Here is a 19,361-nt window from a genome sequence, read left to right as displayed (position 1 = left end):
TCTGCGCCTCTCCTAATAGCAATTCATACATTTTGTTTAAGCGAAAACATATGACAAATCGAACAATTGCTAAAACCTTACTCAGTCCCTTTGATTTGGCAGGCTTGCCTCTAAAAAACCGAGTGGTCATGGCTCCTTTGACTCGCGGTCGGGCAGGCAAGGAACGAATTCCCAACGCTTTAATGGCAGAGTATTACGCTCAACGGGCTTCTGTCGGGTTGATCATTTCTGAAGGAGCTACCATCTCGAAACAGGCGAACGGTTGGCTGAATAGCCCTGGAATTTACTCAGAGGAACAGACACAAGCCTGGAAGCCAGTTGTCAATGCGGTTCATACCAAAGGCACGCCATTTTTTCTGCAACTCTGGCATACCGGGCGAGCGTCTCACAGTAGTTTTCAGGAGAATGGTCAATTACCCGTTTCTGCCTCTGCCATCAGATTGCAGGATGACGACATTCATACTCCCATTGGCAAACAACCCTACGAAACGCCTCGCGCTTTAGAGACGAACGAAATCCCTTTGATCGTAGAAGATTATCGTCAGGCTGCTCAGAACGCTCAAGCAGCTGGTTTTGATGGAGTTGAAATTCATGCGGGTTATGGCTACCTCATTGATGAATTTTTGCAATCGAAAACCAACCAGCGCACGGATCAATATGGCGGTAGTCTGGAGAATCGCTATCGCTTCCTCAATGAAATTGTCGAAGCAGTCCTCACCGTGTTTCCGGCTAATCGAGTGGGAGTCAGACTATCTCCGAACAGCACTTACAATGACATGGGTTCGCCAGATTTCCGAGAAACGTTTCTCTATGTTGCCCAACAGTTGAATCAGTATAGTCTAGGTTACTTGGCTCTGATTGATGGACTGGAGTTCAACGGCTTTCATCAGCTAGGAAAACCAATGGGGACAGCCGAATTCCGTGATGTATTCACGGGTGCAATCATCGCGAACGGTGACTATACCCAAGAAACTGCCTCAATCGCTGTCCATGTTGGCAACGCTGACTTGATTGGCTTTGGACGACTCATTATCAGCAATCCAGATTTAGTTGAACGGTTTGCCAATGGTTGGTCGTTAAATCCACCGGCTGACCCAAGTGTTTGGTTTTCCTTTGACAAAGAAGGCTACACGGATTTTCCAACGTACTCTGAATCTCAAAACATTCAGATCGTTCAAGATCAGCAGATCAGTAGCGATGTGACTCGAACTGTAGTCAAGCAATATTTCGATCGCCTCCAGTCCGGTGCAGAACCCGAAGCGATCGCTGCTCTCTTCAGTGAGGATATCGATTGGAATATTCCTGGAAATATCAATTCAGTTCTCTGGATTGGTCGCAGAAAAGGACGCAGCGGTGTTGCGGATTTCATTCGTGAGCTGAGAGAACAAGATGAGCCGATTCGGTTTGAAATTCGCTCAATCGTGGTTGAAGGAGAACAGGCTGTCGCGCTGGGTAACTTCGCCTCACAAATTAGAAAAACCGGAAACATCATTGAAAGTGAGTTTGCCTTGGAGTTTATCGTTCAAGCTGGCTTAATTGTTCGTTATCGGTTATTTGAGGATAGTTTTGCAGTGGCACAAGCAGCACAAGGCAACCCTATCGAGCCGATGTTTAGCTCTTTTGAGAAGCGGTAGAAATCATTCGCTTTAGCACTCGCTGCATCACCTCAAGTTCTTCATCATTCAGGTGAGCGCCAAACAATTCTGCAATTCCGGCTGAATACACTGTCCACATTTTCTGTTGCAAAAAATTCAATCATATTGAGGTTGAAACGATGGCAATTAAACCGCTTCATCCTGCCTGGAAATCTTGGTTCAACCTGAAACGATTTTCGCCGAATTGGTTGGGACTGCTGGCAATGATCTTGACTGTGGTTGCCTGGGCGATCGCCGCGAATGTGGTGAATTATTTGTTTCTCACCGGAGTACAGCCGCTTGAACTCGCTGGAGCCAGTGCAATGATCGCTACGTTCGGGCTGGCTCTGCTAGATTGCTTGTTCGGACGCACCCAAGCTCGACCACTCAGCCGTCAAAACTTTGCTTTGGGGCTAATTCTGGTTGGATTAGTAGGTGCCGATTATTTGGCAATTCAACGGTTGCCTGTCGCGGTTGCGATCGTTCTACTGTTTACGGCTCCTGTTTTAGTGGTTCTGTGGACAGCTCTAACTGCTCGAACTCTCCCCTCTCGATCGGTATTGGTGGCACTCAGTCTTGCGATTGCGGGAGTGTTGCTGGTGTCGAATTTGCTTGCTCCTGATGAAGAACCTGTTGAGTGGACGGGAATTGTGATTGGTTTAAGTACAGCGATATTTTTCGCGGCCTACATTGTAATGAATGAGCAGATCAGTGCAACAAATGAAACCATTGGTGTGATGTTGAAGACATTTGCGGTTGCCAGCTTATTTTGGCTTGCCTACCAGGTGACTCAAGGCGTTCCCTGGCTGTTGCTCACTCCAGAGAATCTTCTAGAGGTTATCTACGTCGGTCTTGCCGGAAACTTGTTACCCTATCTGCTGTTTTTCTGGTGTATTCAGCAGGTTCAAGCAGAACGAGCCGCAATTACTGCCACGCTGGAACCTGTGATTGCAGGTGTTCTCGCCTGGGTGTGGTTTGGTCAAACTTTAACGGTGATGCAAATGATCGGTGGCGTTCTAATCATTGCAGCAATCACCTGGATGCAGTTTCAAACCGCAAAAGAAGCAGGACACAACAACTTGTAAAGTAAAGCGAACGAACCCGATGAAGACACAAGATTTACTCACAGAAGCCTACACTGCCTTTAACAATCGTGATATTGATGCGGTTCTTACAGTGATGCACCCAGATGTACAGTGGGCAAACGGTATGGAGGGTGGACATATCCACGGACGCGAGGCAGTACGGGATTATTGGATTCGCCAGTGGAACTCGATCGATCCCCAGGTCAACCCTCAAGGATTTCGATCTGATGAGAATGGGCAAATAGTCGTTGATGTTCATCAAGTGGTGCGGAATCTGGATGGAAACTTGCTGTTGGATCAAATCGTTCAGCATGTTTACACCTTTGAAGATGGTTTGATTCAACGAATGGATATTACGGGACTTTGAGCTAACTATGACTTTCAAACAACTTTTCTCACCGCTTCAAGTTGGTGCGCTTCACCTGCCAAACCGCATTGTCATGGCTCCCCTCACGCGTGGACGGGCTGGGGCAGAGCGAATTCCCAATGACATGATGATGGAATACTATACACTCCGGGCTGAGGCTGGACTGATTATTACTGAAGCCACCCAAATTTCGGAGCAAGCCGCTGGTTGGAACGAGTCACCTGGCATTCATACCGATGCTCAAGTCAAGGGTTGGCAGAAGATTACAGATGCTGTTCATCGCAATGGGGGTCGCATTATGCTGCAACTCTGGCACGCAGGACGAGCATCCCATCCTGATTTTCAGCCTGGAGGTATGTTGCCTGTATCAGCTTCAGCGATCGCCATCAATGGTTACAGTCACACTCCGAAAGGCAAGAAACCTTACCTTACGCCTCGCCCACTGGAGCTTGACGAGATTCCAGGGGTAGTGCAGCAATATGCCACTGCAACCCTACGAGCACAGGAAGCTGGCTTTGATGGTGTCGAAATTCATGCCGCCAATGGTTATCTCATCGATCAATTTCTCAGAGATGGGGTCAACCAGCGTACTGATGCCTATGGAGGCAGCATTGCCAATCGCGCCCGGTTTTTGTTGGAAGTGACGGAAGCTGTGGTCAATGCCTGGAATGGCGATCGAGTTGGGATCAAGCTTTCGCCGAGTAATGATGTCTTCAATGACATGCGAGACAGCGATCCGAAGGCGACATTTACCTATGCGGCTGAGACATTAAATGCATTGAATCTTGCGTTTCTCGACATTCAAGAAGCACTGCCAGGACGTAGTATTCAGAGTAGTATTCAGACCTGTAGGAGTGCTAATCACAACAGTAAGCGCTGTGAGCAGAGCGGTGACTAAAGCGCCAAAATCGTAGAACGACAATTTCTGGGGATGCATGGTTTGCTAGTGAATGTATGCAGATAATGTATGCAGATAATGTATGCAGATGATACGTCGGCTTTATGCAGACTCTGTGCAGCTCGAAATGGGCAAATCTAGGTCGGTAAAAAGCATGACAAAACCGAATGGCTGTGGGGCTACATCCTAGGCTGTTGAAGCGCTGATTGGCTCAGCCTCTATGAACGCTATCCTGGCACAGGACTTTTCTGACTCACCAGCATTTCTGGGCAATCTTTAACGAAAGTATGAGGTTTGTAAAGCCCAGGCATCAAACCAATTTGGCATCGTCTGACTTTGCTTTTTGGAGTCGCCGTTCGGTAAACCGTACTCCCAAAGATAGAAGAACGGGTTGCAGTTGGGCCACTTGTCCGTTAAATTAGCACTCAGGAGTGGAGAGTGCTAATCTCGAAACTCAGGTTTAAGTATTGTGGGTTTTCAAAGCGACGAGATTGACACCCCAAATCCACCAGGAATTGGGCTTATGTTGATGCTCGCCCTTTGGAGTGTTGAACTTGAGGATTGAGATTTTGAGTCCGTTGCGTTTATTCACTCAAAATTGAGACCCAAGGTTCAAAGCTTCTAATCCTAGATTTGTATAGTTGGAGAATTCTTGTATGGCGGCTGTATCTCTGAGTGTTTCAACCGTTAAGCCTCTAGGAGATCGTGTTTTCGTTAAAGTGAGTGCTTCTGAAGAGAAGACTGCAGGCGGCATCTTCCTGCCCGACACGGCTAAAGAAAAACCCCAGGTTGGGGAAGTGGCAGCTGTTGGCCCTGGTCGTCGTAACGATGATGGCTCTCGCCAAGAAATGGAAGTGAAAATTGGCGACAAAGTGCTGTACTCCAAGTATGCCGGTACTGACATCAAACTCGGCACTGAAGAGTATGTTTTGCTGTCGGAAAAAGACATTTTGGCAATCGTTGCTTAAAAAGTTTTGAGTTTTAAGTTTTGAGTTTTGAGTTGGATAAAGCTCAGAACTCAGGATTCAAAACTCGAAGCGACTTGAAGCTTGCAGACTGTTTGCAACTCGAAACTAAGAACTTAACACTCAACACTCAACACTGATTGAACGTTATGGCTAAGCGCATCATTTACAACGAAAATGCTCGTCGTGCCCTGGAAAAGGGAATTGATATTCTGGCGGAAGCGGTTGCGGTCACTCTTGGTCCTAAGGGTCGCAACGTGGTGCTGGAGAAGAAGTTTGGTGCTCCTCAGATTGTGAACGATGGTGTCACCATTGCTAAGGAAATTGAGCTGGAAGATCACATCGAAAATACGGGCGTCTCTTTGATTCGTCAGGCTGCTTCCAAGACCAACGACGCGGCTGGTGACGGAACCACGACCGCAACCGTACTGGCTCATGCGATGGTGAAAGAAGGTCTGCGTAACGTGGCTGCTGGCGCTAATGCTATTTCGCTGAAGCGCGGTATCGACAAGGCAACTGGCTTCTTGGTGGATGAAATTGCCAAGCATGCCCGTCAAGTTGAAGATTCCAAAGCGATTGCTCAGGTTGGCTCCATCTCGGCTGGTAACGACGAAGAAGTGGGTGCCATGATCGCTGAGGCGATGGAGAAAGTAGGCCGCGAAGGCGTGATCTCTCTGGAAGAAGGCAAGTCGATGACGACTGAGCTGGAAGTGACCGAAGGGATGCGCTTCGACAAAGGCTACATCTCGCCCTACTTCGCCACCGACACCGAGCGGATGGAAGCAGTACTAGATGAGCCTTTCTTGTTGCTAACCGATAAGAAAATCACGTTGGTGCAAGACCTAGTGCCGGTGCTGGAGCAAGTCGCTCGTTCTGGTCGTCCACTGCTGATTATCGCTGAAGATATCGAGAAAGAAGCCCTGGCAACGCTGGTGGTGAACCGTCTGCGGGGTGTGCTGAACGTGGCGGCTGTGAAGGCTCCTGGCTTTGGTGATCGTCGCAAGGCTATGCTGGAAGACATCGCCGTGCTGACGGGTGGGCAGGTGATTACCGAAGATGCTGGTCTAAAGCTGGATAACGTCAAGCTCGACATGCTGGGCAAGGCGCGCCGCATCACCATCACCAAAGACAACACCACGATTGTGGCTGAAGGCAACGAAGCGTCTGTAAAGGCTCGCTGTGAGCAAATCCGCCGTCAGAGGGAAGAAACCGAGTCTTCCTACGATAAAGAGAAGCTGCAAGAGCGGTTGGCGAAGCTGTCGGGTGGTGTCGCTGTAGTGAAAGATGGGGCAGCCACCGAAACCGAAATGAAAGACCGCAAGCTGCGCCTGGAAGACGCGATCAACGCCACCAAAGCGGCTGTAGAAGAAGGTATCGTTCCTGGTGGTGGTACCACATTGGCCCACATGGCTCCTGGTCTGGAAGAATGGGCTAAGGCGAACCTGGCGAACGAAGAACTGATCGGTGCGCTGATTGTAGCTCGTGCCCTGTCGGCTCCGCTGAAGCGGATTGCTGAGAATGCTGGTCAGAACGGCGCGGTGATTGCTGAGCGCGTGAAGGAGAAAGACTTCAACGTTGGTTATGATGCCGCCAAGGATCAGTTCGTCGATATGTTCGAGGCTGGTATTGTTGACCCAGCGAAGGTAACTCGCTCGGCTCTGCAAAACGCTGCGTCTATCGCTGGCATGGTGCTGACCACCGAGTGCATTGTGGTTGACAAGCCTGAACCGAAGGATGCTGCGGCGGCTGGTGCTGGTGCCGGCATGGGCGGTGACTTCGATTACTAAGGCTACTACAATTAAGGCTACTACAATCAAACCGGTGTAATTTCACCGCAATTTGATTGAACTTAACGATCGTCTTCTGTAACGGAGGCGATTGTTTTTCATTTCTGGCATCTCAGTTAAATGACAAATACTGGCTGTGAATGTAGCCTCTTCTTCCATCAGGTAAGACAATCGGATACCAACCTGTTCCTATCATTGCTGCTGATCGCTCTTGTGCTGAAAAAAAGGTAAAAATTTCAGTGTCCACCCCTAAGCAAGTGCCGTATAGAACTTGTCCAATTACCTCACCTTCTAAACTTGGACTTGCTCGCACATTAACTATTTCCCCAACAACTGTAACAGTAGGCTCACAGCAGAATTGGTTTTGAATCTGGTTCTCAAATTGCTCTTGCTCGTCTGCCTGATCAGCGGCAAGAAGTTCTTGAATTAGTGAAGGATCACAGTCTGTAATAGTTTTGCGTAGCTGTTGAATCTGTTTATACAAAAGTCTGACTTGTCTTTGAGTCTCGGTGATGGAATACTCATCTTCATTGGTTAAAGATTCAACTAGGTCAGAGAGTTCGGGAACCCCTACTAGGTTTTTAATATTTTCTTTTAAGCAGTCTCTTAATCTTTTTTCTGCCTCTGGGGAAAGTCTATTTCTATAGCGATTATTAGAATTCTCTGGAGATTCTGAGGGGCGCTGTCTTTGCGTAGGAGGAGATGATCTTTCTGGAATCAATTGAGAATAAAAGTCCTCAAATAAAGCCAAGTTTCCCATTACCACTATACTTGCACCTGCTAGAACAAGAAGTTCAGGTACAGGAAGTGGCTTTTCATCGGAAGTACCATTCTTTACCCCGTCTTCTGGTTTATTATTTGATTCATCTTCATGAGGTCCGGAATCAACACATTTCGCAATCGCCTCGTCTTTACATTTACTTCCTACTTTAATTGGACCGTCAAAATTATCATGCTCTAGGACATAAAGACGTTGTCGATTACGCTTCACACAACACCACTCACAGATAGGATCATCAGTTCCCTCTGGAGAATAATCAATTTCTTCTAGGCATCGCCATCCGCACTGGGGAACTCCAGGTTTATTCCGTAGAGCCATAATTCAACTGAATGTAAGAGATGCGATATCACTTACATCTAGTTTGAATTAGAGGAGAAGTAATCGTAAGACAAAAACAGTAATCAGGTTGCAAAATTTAACGCAATGTGCAACTAAGATTTGCTCGTGCGGAGTTGATTAGAGGATGTTTGAAAAGTCAAAATTGTTATTTGAACCAGCCCTTCTGCCCTCCAAATTTGGAGGTTGTGAGGTATAAAGTCCTACAGAATTGGGGGATTTAGAGGGCAAATGCAATGAATTTTATACTTTTCAAACATCCGCTTAGCTAATCGTTATGGCCTTTACCCGTTGCCGTTGTTTGTGTCAGATTTCACTTGAGTTTGCGGTAAAAGAATAAAAATAAAGCGAAGGAGCTAATCCCTCGCTTGTGATTACTTATGATTATTTGTTAGTAGATTAGACCGTTTTGCAAACGGATTACTGGTTAACAATCTGCCTGAACTAACCTTGCATCGCTTGCGGTGGCTTAACTCTAACCCAAATAGTTGGCTTCCGCTTCCAGCATCCGCATCAAATGCTCATCACCTCTTGCCTTGGCTGCCTCTAAACGACGCTCCAAGTTTCTACGCAAGTTCGTGCGATGCAACTGTGCGGTTTCGGTCAAAATGCGCTGACGGTTTTTGTTCATCTTGAACATCCTTATAAGCTACTCTGTGCTGTCTAGTAATTCTACAAACCAAATTAGCATAAATCCCGAAATGGTAGCTTATGTTACAGAATAGTTATTAAGTTTTGTTTCGCTATGGCAATCTAGCGCAGTCCCAGCCAGGTAAAGAAATCCTGGTGGGTGAACAATTCCAGAATCAACAGCGCCACAAACCCAATCATGGCAAAACGACCGTTGATGATTTCGGCATAACTCGTCCAGCCAAAGGCAGGTTGGGGCTGAATGACAGGTTGTTCTTGAGAGGTTGGTACAGAAGAGGTTTGATCAGAATTCATAGGATTTAGCTGCACAATTGGAACAGTGAACGGCAAAACTCGCAATCGCTCTACTTCAGATCTTATCTTTTGTTATGAGGAGCCATTCTTCGGTGGTAGCAAGGATGCGATTTGGCGAAATTCCCAGGGTGATCAGAGTGGGACGATCAATCAGTAGGTAAGCTGGTTCGTCTCTGCGCCATGCCCGCTTCAACTCCTGCTCTGAAGCTGGAATCACCTGCCGCTGACTATAGAAATTCAGCGACGGGCGGTTATAGGGATAGGATGTATAGATTGGTTTACCAGCAGGAGTATGAGTTTGAATCATGGCTGCCACCGGCTGGACTGGGTAGGACTCTGCCAACTCCCAGGCCCAATGGGGAGAAGCCATCAGCAGCAGTAGGGCCAAATAGGTCCCCCAAACCAGAATATTGATAAACTGCGGATTTTGCCGGGCTACCAAAAACGCAGCGACGCTGAACGTAGCGCCTGCGATCGCCAGAATCAAACCCAAATCACTTTCCGTCGGAGCAGCCCAACCGATAAAATAGGCCGCTCCCAGCCAACCTACAGCAGCTAAGACGCTGAAGCTAGCTAACCAGGCTGGAGAATAGGCATCCGGCAGAAACTGCTGAACCCCAAGCTGCTTGCCCTGCTGCCACATCTCGGCCAGTTGGGCACCCACGATCAACGCCAAGGCTGGAAACAGCGGCAAAATGTACCACGGCAATTTAGTCGCCATCAGGGAAATGGCAATAAAGTAAACGCTGCCCCAAAGAATAGCCAGTTTGGCCCAGCTCCAGTTGCGGTTGCTCCAGACTAAGCGACAGCCTGCTGGGAGAAACAGAATCCACGGTGCAGCCTTCAGCAGTTCCAACAGGTAGTACCAGACGGGTGCACCATTTCCTTCCACATCGGTCCAGATGCGTTGCAGCGACTGGTCTACCAAGTTGTTACCCAAGAAAGCCTGACCATAATGCAGCCATTGGGCACCATACCAAGCGATGGCCGGAACGCTGCCCAATAAGATCCCCAACCACAAATAGGGCTGCTGGAGCAAGCGCGGCGTATCCCAGACCAAAAACAGCAGTGCAATGCCACCCAACAGCACTGCCACTAGAATGCCTTTAGTGAGGCAGAGCAGGCCAAAGGCCAGTCCTGCTCCCAGTAAAAGCGGCTTGAAACGGCAATGCACGCCGTAGAAAGTCTTCTGGTGGAAATGCCGCGTCAAATTCGGCTGGGGTTCTGAAATTGATCGACACCTCGGCGTAGATGATCGGGTTAATTATCAAAGGTGCGGTATCCGCGGATCTTGCTAATGCTGTGATCGACCAATCATGCCAGTCAGACGCCTCATCAAACAGGTCAAGCAGCACGCTGCTATCGATCAAAATCATCTTCACCCCATCCGCGCGTCAAGGCCATGATCTCATCCGTAGTTAACCTTGGCTCCGCAGTCCCTTTGTTAGCCAAAGCACGGGCGACGATCCGTTGGCCACGAGACAGTTCGCCTTTCTTTGGGCTGACCTTCCTGATTGTGATCTTGTTTCCAGAGTATCCAAATTCCACCTCAGAATTGGGCAAGATGCCGAACTTCTCCCTCAGCTCGATCGGAATAGTTACCTGGCCTTTAGATGTAACTTTCATAAGTAATACTCCTACTAGTAAGAGTAATACACAAAGATCGATCGGACAAGTGGTCGAAAGGATATTTTCTAAGTAAGAGATGAGAGGGAAGTTTACAGATCTCTGCCTTAGGGAGAATTAGGAAAATCAATTAACATTCTCGCATGCTGAGCCGACGAAACTTCCTGCGACTTCCACTTTTTTCGATCCCTGTATTACTTATTGACAAGGCTCGCGGGCAGAGCTCTCCGGTGGTGTCGCGTCAGCGTGTGAAAATGCCGGTTGTTGTTTCGACTTGGGACAGCGGCGTTAGGGCAAATGCCGCGGCGTGGCCGATGCTTGCGGGGAAAGGTTCGGCCCTGGATGCGGTCGAAGCGGCGGGGCGTGCTGCTGAAGCGGAACCTAGCTGCTGCGTTGGGTTGGATGCATTTCCGGACCGCGACGGCATCGTAACGCTTGATGCATGCATAATGAACGGAAACGGTGATATCGGCAGCGTTTCGTACCTGGAGCGAATAAAACACCCGGTGTCAGTTGCTCGAATGGTGATGGAAAAAACACCGCATGTGCTGCTTTCCGGCAAAGGCGCGCAGGAATTCGCATTGGCAAATGGGATGCAGCTTGAATCGGGAAAGCTTTCTGCCGATGCCGAAAGGGAATGGAAGAAATGGCTTGAAAGATCGAATTACAAGCCGGAGATCAATATCGAGAATCGCCCGGCTCGCGGTCCGGCGGTACCGTATTTTTTCCCAGACGGCTCGCCGAATCATGACACGATGGGCACGATCGCGATCGGCGCGGACGGAAAGCTTGCAGGAATGGTAACTACGAGCGGAATGGCTTTCAAGATGCACGGCCGAGTTGGTGATTCGCCGATCATAGGAGCCGGACTTTTTGTTGATAACGAGGTCGGGGCGGCGACGAGTTCCGGCGTCGGTGAAGAAGTGATACGCATTTGCGGCACGCATACCGTTATCGAGCAAATGCGGATGGGACGTTCACCGGAGCAAGCCTGTAGCGAAGCGATTCGACGCATCTTAAAGCGCGATCCGACAAAGGCGAAAGAGATCCAGGTAGGGTTTGTCGCTATATCACGCCGCGGTGAGATCGGTGCATTCGCGATACAGAAAGGATTCAGCTATTCAGTTACGAATACGGATCACCCGAATGGAAAAGTGTTTGAATCCAAGAGCTATTTCTAAAGCTGTTCGCCGGAGTTTATGTGAAAATGCAGGTGCTTTGAGTCTTGGTATTCGCCGAGATTGGTAAGAACACGGGCGGCTCCTGTCTCGGCGTAAACATTGGCCGCGACCTGTTTTATCACACCGAACAACTCGAGCAAAAGTTCGTTATCTACTTCAAGAACTGAGGATACGTGCTGCTTCGGAACGACAACTATGTGTACCGGCCAAAAAGGCCGCGTGTGGTGATAGGCCAAGACGTTCTCGGTCTCAAGCACCTTTTCAACAGGCGTCTTTCCCGAAAAAACCTGGTCACAATAAAAATCGTCAGACATCTTTTCTGGCCACGACAACGATAGAAACGCCGAACGGGAAATCCATTTTGTTAAGTATGAAACGCTCGGCGGAGAAGACCTTTCCGAACAAGCCGTTCAATGCTGAGACGTTTATATTGTTCTCAGACTCTGGTTTGATGCCGGTCAGTCTCATTATCGTGCGGCCGGCAAGCACGGGAGTAAAAAACGTAAAGTTCGCATAGGTCGCGCGTTCGACCTTATAACCTGCCTTTTCTATGCGTTCGACGATCTGCTTTTTCGTATATCGGATGCGGTGGTTCGAGATGTCGTCCTGTACGCCCCAGAGCCACATAAAGGCGGGCACGAAGAAGAGGGAATAACCGCCGGTCTTTGTTACGCGAAACATTTCTTTTAATCCGGCGACGTCATCGTCCAGATGCTCGATCACGTCAAGAGCGGTCGTAATGTCGAAAGTTCCATCTTCGAAGGGCAGCGTTTCTGCCAATCCTTTTTGAACCTTCAAATCTTTTTTGCGGCAGAATTCCAGAGCCTCGTCGGAGACATCTACGCCTTCGGCAGATCCGAATTGCGAAAGCATTTCCAGGTTCGCCCCCGTGCCGCAGCCGACATCAAGAATGCGTAGTTCGGCATCTGGAATGGCTAACTTCGCAACTATGTCTTTCAGAAATGATTCCAGGATCGCCCGACGGCCGACGAACCACCAATGCGTATCCTCTACGCGGTCCATTATCGCGTATGTATGCCGTTGCATTTCCTGTGGCAGTGCGGAATTCATCAGTTAAATATTGCCACGAACTGCACGGATTTCACTAGTCGAGTATCATTCGATCTAGTTTATCCTTAGGCCCATCAATTCACTGGCTCGAGGGCCTTGGTTTCCAGTTGGTGAGAGTTTATAGCTTTCAGAGAGGCGTTTGTGGATACCTTCTTCGTGGAGGAAGCAGGTGCCTGAGCCATCGCGACCAAGGATCATAAGGTCAACGCCTTCGCTGGTATATTCTTCCTCGCCGACGAGCAGCATCCATTCTCCGGAGCTGCGATGCGCGGCTAGTTCGAGTTCGTACAGTGTCGGGTCAAAAATGCCGAGCGGTTTCAACGAGACATTTGAAAGACTGGCAATCGTTCGGGCGAAATCGTAGGCGTGCTGCATTTCGTGAACGAGCGTGCCTTCGGTTCCGCGGCGGCTTCCAAGCGTTTCGGTAGCGAAGGTTATGAAAACCTCTCCAAGAGCTTCTCGGATACTCATTCGGCCGGCGGCGATCTTCGCTTTGGTCTTTCGCGGATCAATGATGCCGGTGATGCCAGATGCTTTCACTACGCTGACCGGGCTGGCATTTATCAGCATATCCGAATCGCGTATCGCATTTACGATGCGACGATGATTCGCATTGCCTTTCGCGAGTATCGAATCAAAGGCATTGTCGAGAACTGACTTGAGCTCAATTGTAGCCTGGTCATTGAACCACATACGCTTTTGCCGGCCTTCTGCCGCGAGTTACTCGGAAGCTGGTGATCCACCTAATCTGCCAAATCCGCACCAACTATTGCTATTGTGCCAAATTATTTCGACATCCTCGGCTTTCGCTTCCTTCCACCAATCTTCGAATTCCTCTTTGGAGATGTAGAACGCGGTCGGGGCGACAAGATGATCGAAGACGATATTGTGCTGTTCGCGCCAGCCAAACGTCCCAAGATGGTTCAAATAGTCGTTATAAAAAAGTTTCTTCGCAAAGCCTTTTGCGGCGATGTTCGCGGGACGATAGATGAGCTTTGTGGTCAGAAAAAGGGAGAGCGTCGGAAGTTTTGAAAGCTGATACAGCATCGGCTGCGACATTTTAGATGTAAAGCTTTCACGGATCGGGTTTACGTATCTGGTGATCCATTCATTGTTCTCAGCACCGTAAACCCAGGCAGTTATGTGGCCACCCTTCTGTACCTTTGATGCGAGCGAGTGAAACGCCTTTTTCGGATCTGGCGTATGATGCAGAACGCCGACGCTGAATGCGTAATCGAAAAGTCGCTTGAGCGGCAGCTTGAAAATGTCACACTGGATGATGTGTGTGTTCGGCAGATCGCGTGTAAGCGCAAATGCGGATTCGACCCCGTCGCCGAGATCGATGCCGACAACTTCTTTCGCGCCCCATTGTGCAGCAAGTTTTGTATGCCGACCCTTGCCGCAGCCGCCTTCGAGCACGACCTTTCCTTCAAAGAAGTCGGGCTTTACGGGCTTGATCCAGCCAAGGAATTGATCGTTATATTTCGGGTCTTCCTGAGTGAAATGCGTCCATTGCCAGCCGAAATTCTCGGCGGTTTCGGCCTTATCTGCCTCGATCTTGCCAAGATCTGCGAAGCGCGGCACACCGCGGACGACCTTATATTCACGATCGCATTTCTTGCATGTCAGAACGCCGTCGATTATCTCTTTGTCTTCGTACTTGCTGGCGTATGCCAGCAAAATATCCCCGCCGCATTTCGGACAGGCCAGAAGGTCTATAAGCTTTTCTTTCATCAAAAACAAAAACGTATCAAACACGGTTTGATACGAATGGAAATGATATCAATTTTGAGGCGTGTCGACCATTCTGAATAACCTATGTGACGGCTGTCGCTTTTGCCTGAAATTCTTCAAATTCCTTAAATGGAAAAGGCTGGCGCCAATTGAACTCAAATTCGTCTGTATCGCGATCTTCGTAGAGTTGGTTAAATGTTTCCGCAAAAGCGGCGATGGCATCGCGGAGTGGGCCGGTGTGTGAATAGACAAGCTCACGTTCCGCGGCGTCCCGTTCGTCGGTCGGGTATTGATATATTTCGATGGTCAGATCATCGCCGCTTCGGACGAAATGAAAATCGAATTCTTCGGGATCGCGGTTCCATTTGAGGAGAAAATCGTCTTGCTCGGTATTGGGTTCCGAAAGAGCTGTAAGTATCCGCATCAGGTCCGGAAGGGCAGTCTCATGCGGCGAATGCGCCGTCGTAGTGTGAAACTCGTTTGCCCCGTCTTTGAAACCGATGGACATCCATCCGCACTGCGGTGAATTGAAACTTATCTCAAGCATCGCTAATAAATCGTAAATGGTAGATCGAGATTAGTAAAACGCCGAACGGCTAAGAGGCTTTTTACTATTTTCCGGTTACATTTTACTATTCAATAGATGCGACAGTATCACGACCTTCTCCGACATATTCTCGATAACGGCGTTAGGCACGAGGACCGCACAGGTGTCGGCACGATCTCGACATTTGGATATCAAACCCGATTTGATCTAAGGAAAGGTTTTCCGATAGTTACGACAAAGCGGGTGCCTTTTCGGTGGGTAGCGGAAGAGCTGTTCTGGTTCCTTAGCGGTTCGACCGATGAGGCCGATCTGCGTGCCCGCGGAGTAGATATTTGGCAGGAATGGGCGACCCAAGAACAGACCGCCCGATTTGGCCGCGAAGAGGGAGACCTTGGGCCGGTTTATGGTTATCTATGGCGTTCTTTCGGGGGTGATTACCCAAAGATGAATGGCGTGGACCAGATCGCGAGGCTTATACGTGAGATAGAGAATGACCCGAATTCACGCCGCTTGATCGTTACGGGCTGGAATCCGGAAACTTGTGATAATGTCGCGTTGCCGCCCTGCCATACGCTGTTTCAGTTCAAGATCGATAGCGGAAGGACGCTACATTGTCAGCTGTATCAGCGTTCGGCGGATGCATTTTTAGGCGTGCCGTTCAACATTTCGAGCTATGCCCTGTTGACCCATCTTGTAGCCCATGTTTGCGGCCTGCACGTCGGCGAATTCATACACACGTTCGGCGACGTACATATTTATTCAAATCATCTTGATCAAGTGAACGAGTTGCTTGGCCGCGAACCTTTGCCGCTGCCAACTCTAGAATTCAGCGATGCTGAAAAGCTAAAAGGTCTGGAAGGTTTGCTGAATTTCAGATCTGAGAATCTAAAACTACAGAACTATCAGCATCACGGTAAGATCGCTGCTCCCGTAGCTGTTTAGCGATTCAGAACCGAGTATTGAATTCGCCGATTCAGGAATCGGCCTTGTTCGGTGTTATTGTCGGCGCCGGGCCGCGGCTGAGCGGCTCCATAGCCTTTTGTCTGAAGAGCTTCGCCGCGAACTCCTTGTAGTCTTGGCGAATTGATGATACTTCGCGGCGAGCTGGATCAGGCAAAAGAACTCCTTGAACAGGCCGTTGCAATCGCAAAAGAGAAGAAGCGTGAATGGTACGAGGCCCAAGCAATGCGTAATCTCGCTCGTTGTATGCTTGCCGAAGGCCGCTTCGAAGATGCTAAGACTATAGCTAGAGCCACGATCGAATTGAGCGGACGTATTGGCGACAAGCACTATGCTAAGATGTCACGTATCGTCCTAGCAGATGCCCTTCTTGCAACCAATTCGCTGGATGAATGCGTTGAGGTACTTGACTCATTAGGAAGCGAAGAAGCTGAATCTGAGGATTTTTTTGTTTTCGGAAGCATTCAGCGTATTCGCGGACTCAGAGCTATCCGTTCTGGTGATCTAGAAACTGGCATTCATCATCTGAATCGCTGCCTAACTATTTTTGAAACAGCGTCGGATACTTACAATACCGCGATCGCCCATTTCCTTTTAGGACAGCATCTTCCAAGTGAAAATGCCGATAGGGCACTCAAGCACATAAGAAGCGCAAAAGAGATCTTTCAGAAACTTGGCCTTCAAAAACTGCTAGCAGAGACGGAAGAGTATGTTTCCAGACGAGCGGCCGCAAAGGCTAAGTTCGTGGATTCAGGTAGGAATTTAGCCGTCTCCCAAATGATATCCGCAAGGCTGGCAGAAGCTACAGCTTCACGAGAACTGTTGCTGCGTGAGTTGGCAGCGGTTTTGGAACAAGAAAGCCGGATCGAACGTTTGCTTATCGTCGAAGTACAAGGTTCAAATCTAGTCCCCTTCATCGCTAAAGGCTTCGCTCGCGACGAGGCCGACAAATTCTTATCAACCTTCTTTGAATCGGAGAAAACGGGTGACGAAAAGAAGCTGGCCCGCGGTCGGGATCTTGAATTGTTCCGTCTGTCGCCGCAAGCCGCCAGACCGCTGTTACTCTTTGCCGGGCCAATCAAGAATGTTGTTCTGATCGATGGAGGCCCGATCGCCCCGCTCCTGCGCGTTGTTGAACTCGGACTGGATGTGATCGCTCTCCGAGAAGACGGTCGGACTAAACCGCTCGAAACATTTTCCGCCTCAAGCTCGGCAAATGGGATGCTTCCTGGTTTCATCCATTCTTCGCCGGCAATGACCTCTTTGGTCGAAGAGATTTACAAGATCCGCTCGTCTGATGTAACGGTTTTGGTTACGGGTGAGTCTGGAACAGGAAAGGAGCTTGTATCGCGTGCGATCCATTCGCTTTCGAATCGGAAAGACAAGGTATTTGTTCCGTTCAATTGCACGGCCGTTCCAAAAGAACTCGCCGAAGGTCATCTATTCGGATATAGGAAAGGAGCATTTACAGGAGCCGTAACAGATTCGCCCGGTATGATCCGTGCGGCGGACGGCGGCACGCTTTTTCTAGACGAAGTTGGTGATCTGCCTTTGGATGTTCAACCGAAGTTGCTGCGTTTTCTGCAGGAAGGCGAAGTACAGCCTGTTGGAGAAAAGCGTCCGATAAAGGTTGATGTAAGGGTTATCGCAGCAACCAATATGCCCTTGGAAGAAAAGGTCGCCGATGGTTCCTTCCGCGAAGATCTTTATTACCGACTTAATGTGATCCGCCTCCGTGTTCCCCCGCTAAGAGAACGCCGTTCGGAGATACCTCCGATGGTCAACTATTACGTCAAACATTACTCTGACAAGTTCGGCAAGCGCGACATCACCATCACGCCGCAAACCATCGACCTTTTGATGGTCTGTGATTGGGAAGGAAACGTTCGTCAGCTTTGCAATGAGCTTCAGCGGGTAATCGCCCGTGCAAGCGATGGAGATACGATCACACCAGAGCACCTTTCTCCTGAATTAAAACGCTCGACCCGCCCGATCGCCCCTTATAGTTCTGGGTTGGTAAATATTGCACAAGACCGAACACAACACGCGATAAGGCCATTCGTGAACCTGCCAAAGGGCGGAACGCTAGAAGACGCTGTAACAGAACTGGAAATGCAGATGATCCGAGATTCGCTCTCGCGGCATAACTGGAACATATCGCGTGTCGCAAACGAACTTGGCCTTACCCGACGCGGGCTGTATCTGAAGCTCGCGCGCTACGGAATTGACAAGGCTACCTGATCATTTAGCCAAACTTCTCGCCCTTTTAACGATCTCCGGCATCACGTCAAGGACCCTTGATATATCTTCTAGGGAATTTTGGCGTCCGAGTGAGAATCTTATCGAACCCATCGCGCGCGAATATGGCACATTCATCGCAACAAGCACCGGTGAAGGCTCATTTCCGTAGGCATTGCAGGCCGATCCCGTCGAAACAAATATCCCGCACTCATCTAAAAGGTGCAGGATGATCTCCCCGTTCGCGTACCTAAAGGAAATGTTCGTTGTGTTCGGTAATCTTTTCATGCTGTCTTGTGTTCCATTCACATAAGCATGCGGGATCATCGAGATAAGCTTATTTTCGAGTAGATCGCGCAGTTTCCGTATCCTATCCATTTGCTCCATATCCTTGGCGATTTCTGCTGCTGCTCCAAGTCCAACGATCTGATGAACAGCTTCGGTACCTGCTCTCATCCCGCGTTCCTGACCGCCACCTACAAGAAAGGGCTCGATCTGAATTCCTTCACGAACAAACAGAGCCCCGCTGCCCTTGGGACCCTGAAATTTATGCGCGGAGATCGAAAGCAGATCGACCCCCATCTCGTATACATCGATTGGAACCTTCCCGGCAGCATTGACAGCGTCAACATGAAATACGGCACTACTTTCAGAATGGATCATCTCTGAGACCTCTTTGATCGGAAACATGACTCCTGTCTCGTTATTCGCCATCATCACGGAGACCAAGAATGTATTACTGCGAAGCGAACGGCGTAGCTCGTCTAGGTCAAGATGCCCCTCTTCATTGACGGATAATCTGGTTACTTCGTGACCTGATCTTTCAAGGCGATCAAACGTTTTTCTAACAGCCTCGTGTTCGACCGCTGTCGTGATGAAATGTTCGGGTTTGTTGCTGGATCCAATTGCACCGAGTATTGCCCAGTTGTCAGACTCTGTTCCCGAAGAGGTGAAATAGATCTCAGCCTCGCTCGCGGCGCCGACAAGCTCTGCAACCGATCTGCGTGCGTCTTGAACCGCTTCTTTGGCTACTTTCCCGAGGCGGTGTGAAGATGAAGGATTCCCGAATTCTTCACCAATGAACCGTTCCATCACGGCTGCGACAGAAGATTCGATCGGCGTTGTAGCGTTGTTATCAAGGTAGATCATTAAGCACCTGTTTGTTTCTTTATCCGTTAATATTGCCAAAGAGATTTCAAAATCAGT

The 19,361-nt window shown here is 49.1% G+C and carries 21 protein-coding genes; 9 read left to right on the top strand and 12 right to left on the bottom strand.

The window, feature by feature from the left end; all coding sequences use genetic code 11:
- Window positions 1–50: 50 nt before the first annotated feature.
- The 6 genes from JVX88_RS09175 to groL all read left to right on the top strand — a co-directional run bounded on the left by JVX88_RS09175 (window position 51) and on the right by groL (window position 6,736).
- Window positions 51–1,634, top strand: a complete 1,584-nt coding sequence (locus JVX88_RS09175) for a nuclear transport factor 2 family protein (RefSeq protein WP_211627031.1) — start codon at window positions 51–53, stop codon at window positions 1,632–1,634.
- Between the two features lie 140 nt (window positions 1,635–1,774).
- The gene (locus tag JVX88_RS09170; protein ID WP_211627030.1) at window positions 1,775–2,719 is read left to right on the top strand and encodes an EamA family transporter; all 945 of its coding nucleotides are present in this window, start codon (window positions 1,775–1,777) and stop codon (window positions 2,717–2,719) included.
- A gap of 19 nt (window positions 2,720–2,738) precedes the next feature.
- The gene (locus tag JVX88_RS09165) at window positions 2,739–3,086 is read left to right on the top strand and encodes a nuclear transport factor 2 family protein (RefSeq protein WP_211627029.1); all 348 of its coding nucleotides are present in this window, start codon (window positions 2,739–2,741) and stop codon (window positions 3,084–3,086) included.
- Between the two features lie 7 nt (window positions 3,087–3,093).
- A complete protein-coding gene (locus tag JVX88_RS09160) occupies window positions 3,094–3,984 on the top strand; it encodes an alkene reductase (RefSeq protein WP_211627028.1) in 891 nt (296 codons plus the stop codon).
- Window positions 3,985–4,640: 656 nt separating this feature from the next.
- On the top strand, window positions 4,641–4,952 hold the full coding sequence (gene groES, locus JVX88_RS09155) for a co-chaperone GroES (RefSeq protein WP_211627027.1): 312 nt from the start codon (window positions 4,641–4,643) through the stop codon (window positions 4,950–4,952).
- A 146-nt stretch (window positions 4,953–5,098) separates the two neighbouring features.
- A complete protein-coding gene (gene groL, locus JVX88_RS09150) occupies window positions 5,099–6,736 on the top strand; it encodes a chaperonin GroEL (protein ID WP_211627026.1) in 1,638 nt (545 codons plus the stop codon).
- 112 nt (window positions 6,737–6,848) lie between these two features.
- On the opposite strand, the gene JVX88_RS09145 is transcribed toward groL, so the two are convergent.
- The 6 genes from JVX88_RS09145 to JVX88_RS09120 all read right to left on the bottom strand — a co-directional run bounded on the left by JVX88_RS09145 (window position 6,849) and on the right by JVX88_RS09120 (window position 10,424).
- Window positions 6,849–7,727, bottom strand: coding sequence for an SH3 domain-containing protein (locus tag JVX88_RS09145; RefSeq protein WP_211627025.1), 879 nt, complete (start codon window positions 7,725–7,727; stop codon window positions 6,849–6,851).
- Between the two features lie 601 nt (window positions 7,728–8,328).
- On the bottom strand, window positions 8,329–8,484 hold the full coding sequence (locus tag JVX88_RS09140) for a hypothetical protein (RefSeq protein WP_211627024.1): 156 nt from the start codon (window positions 8,482–8,484) through the stop codon (window positions 8,329–8,331).
- Between the two features lie 122 nt (window positions 8,485–8,606).
- The gene (locus JVX88_RS09135; RefSeq protein ID WP_211627023.1) at window positions 8,607–8,798 is read right to left on the bottom strand and encodes a chlorophyll a/b-binding protein; all 192 of its coding nucleotides are present in this window, start codon (window positions 8,796–8,798) and stop codon (window positions 8,607–8,609) included.
- 55 nt (window positions 8,799–8,853) lie between these two features.
- Window positions 8,854–9,972 (bottom strand): ArnT family glycosyltransferase, encoded by a 1,119-nt coding sequence (locus JVX88_RS09130; protein WP_211627022.1) that lies wholly within the window; start codon window positions 9,970–9,972, stop codon window positions 8,854–8,856.
- Window positions 9,905–10,174 carry a hypothetical protein gene (locus JVX88_RS09125; protein ID WP_211627021.1) on the bottom strand — a complete coding sequence of 90 codons (270 nt, stop codon included), beginning with the start codon at window positions 10,172–10,174 and terminating at the stop codon, window positions 9,905–9,907. Before JVX88_RS09125 ends, JVX88_RS09130 begins: the two co-directional genes overlap by 68 nt.
- A complete protein-coding gene (locus JVX88_RS09120) occupies window positions 10,158–10,424 on the bottom strand; it encodes an AbrB/MazE/SpoVT family DNA-binding domain-containing protein (RefSeq protein ID WP_211627020.1) in 267 nt (88 codons plus the stop codon). The genes JVX88_RS09125 and JVX88_RS09120 overlap by 17 nt, the downstream gene beginning before the upstream one ends.
- A 254-nt stretch (window positions 10,425–10,678) precedes the next feature.
- On the opposite strand from JVX88_RS09120, the gene JVX88_RS09115 reads away from it, so the two are divergent.
- Complete coding sequence (locus JVX88_RS09115; RefSeq protein ID WP_211627019.1) at window positions 10,679–11,605, top strand: isoaspartyl peptidase/L-asparaginase family protein; 927 nt, start codon at window positions 10,679–10,681, stop codon at window positions 11,603–11,605.
- Here JVX88_RS09115 and JVX88_RS09110 read toward each other — a convergent pair.
- The 5 genes from JVX88_RS09110 to JVX88_RS09090 form a co-directional block, all read right to left on the bottom strand.
- Complete coding sequence (locus JVX88_RS09110) at window positions 11,602–11,919, bottom strand: HIT family protein (RefSeq protein ID WP_211627018.1); 318 nt, start codon at window positions 11,917–11,919, stop codon at window positions 11,602–11,604. The two genes, JVX88_RS09115 and JVX88_RS09110, sit on opposite strands and share 4 nt — an antisense overlap.
- Complete coding sequence (locus JVX88_RS09105; protein WP_211627017.1) at window positions 11,912–12,676, bottom strand: class I SAM-dependent methyltransferase; 765 nt, start codon at window positions 12,674–12,676, stop codon at window positions 11,912–11,914. The genes JVX88_RS09110 and JVX88_RS09105 overlap by 8 nt, the downstream gene beginning before the upstream one ends.
- Window positions 12,677–12,730: 54 nt before the next feature.
- On the bottom strand, window positions 12,731–13,369 hold the full coding sequence (locus tag JVX88_RS09100) for a hypothetical protein (RefSeq protein ID WP_211627016.1): 639 nt from the start codon (window positions 13,367–13,369) through the stop codon (window positions 12,731–12,733).
- Between the two features lie 27 nt (window positions 13,370–13,396).
- Complete coding sequence (locus JVX88_RS09095) at window positions 13,397–14,410, bottom strand: methyltransferase domain-containing protein (protein WP_211627015.1); 1,014 nt, start codon at window positions 14,408–14,410, stop codon at window positions 13,397–13,399.
- Between the two features lie 82 nt (window positions 14,411–14,492).
- Window positions 14,493–14,957, bottom strand: coding sequence for a hypothetical protein (locus tag JVX88_RS09090; protein ID WP_211627014.1), 465 nt, complete (start codon window positions 14,955–14,957; stop codon window positions 14,493–14,495).
- Window positions 14,958–15,053: 96 nt separating this feature from the next.
- Here JVX88_RS09090 and JVX88_RS09085 point away from each other — a divergent pair, with 96 nt between their 5' ends.
- On the top strand, window positions 15,054–15,899 hold the full coding sequence (locus JVX88_RS09085) for a thymidylate synthase (protein ID WP_211627013.1): 846 nt from the start codon (window positions 15,054–15,056) through the stop codon (window positions 15,897–15,899).
- Window positions 15,900–16,040: 141 nt separating this feature from the next.
- Window positions 16,041–18,158: a sigma 54-interacting transcriptional regulator gene (locus JVX88_RS40515; protein ID WP_225931365.1), complete on the top strand. Its 2,118-nt coding sequence runs from the start codon at window positions 16,041–16,043 to the stop codon at window positions 18,156–18,158.
- On the opposite strand, the gene JVX88_RS09075 is transcribed toward JVX88_RS40515, so the two are convergent.
- On the bottom strand, window positions 18,159–19,304 hold the full coding sequence (locus tag JVX88_RS09075) for a cysteine desulfurase family protein (RefSeq protein ID WP_211627011.1): 1,146 nt from the start codon (window positions 19,302–19,304) through the stop codon (window positions 18,159–18,161).
- Between the last annotated feature and the right edge of the window lie 57 nt (window positions 19,305–19,361).

It is taken from the genome of Leptolyngbya sp. 7M (genome assembly GCF_018128485.1).
The sequence above is the reverse complement of the archived record's forward strand: the minus strand, read 5'-3'. Positions and strand labels throughout refer to the sequence as shown.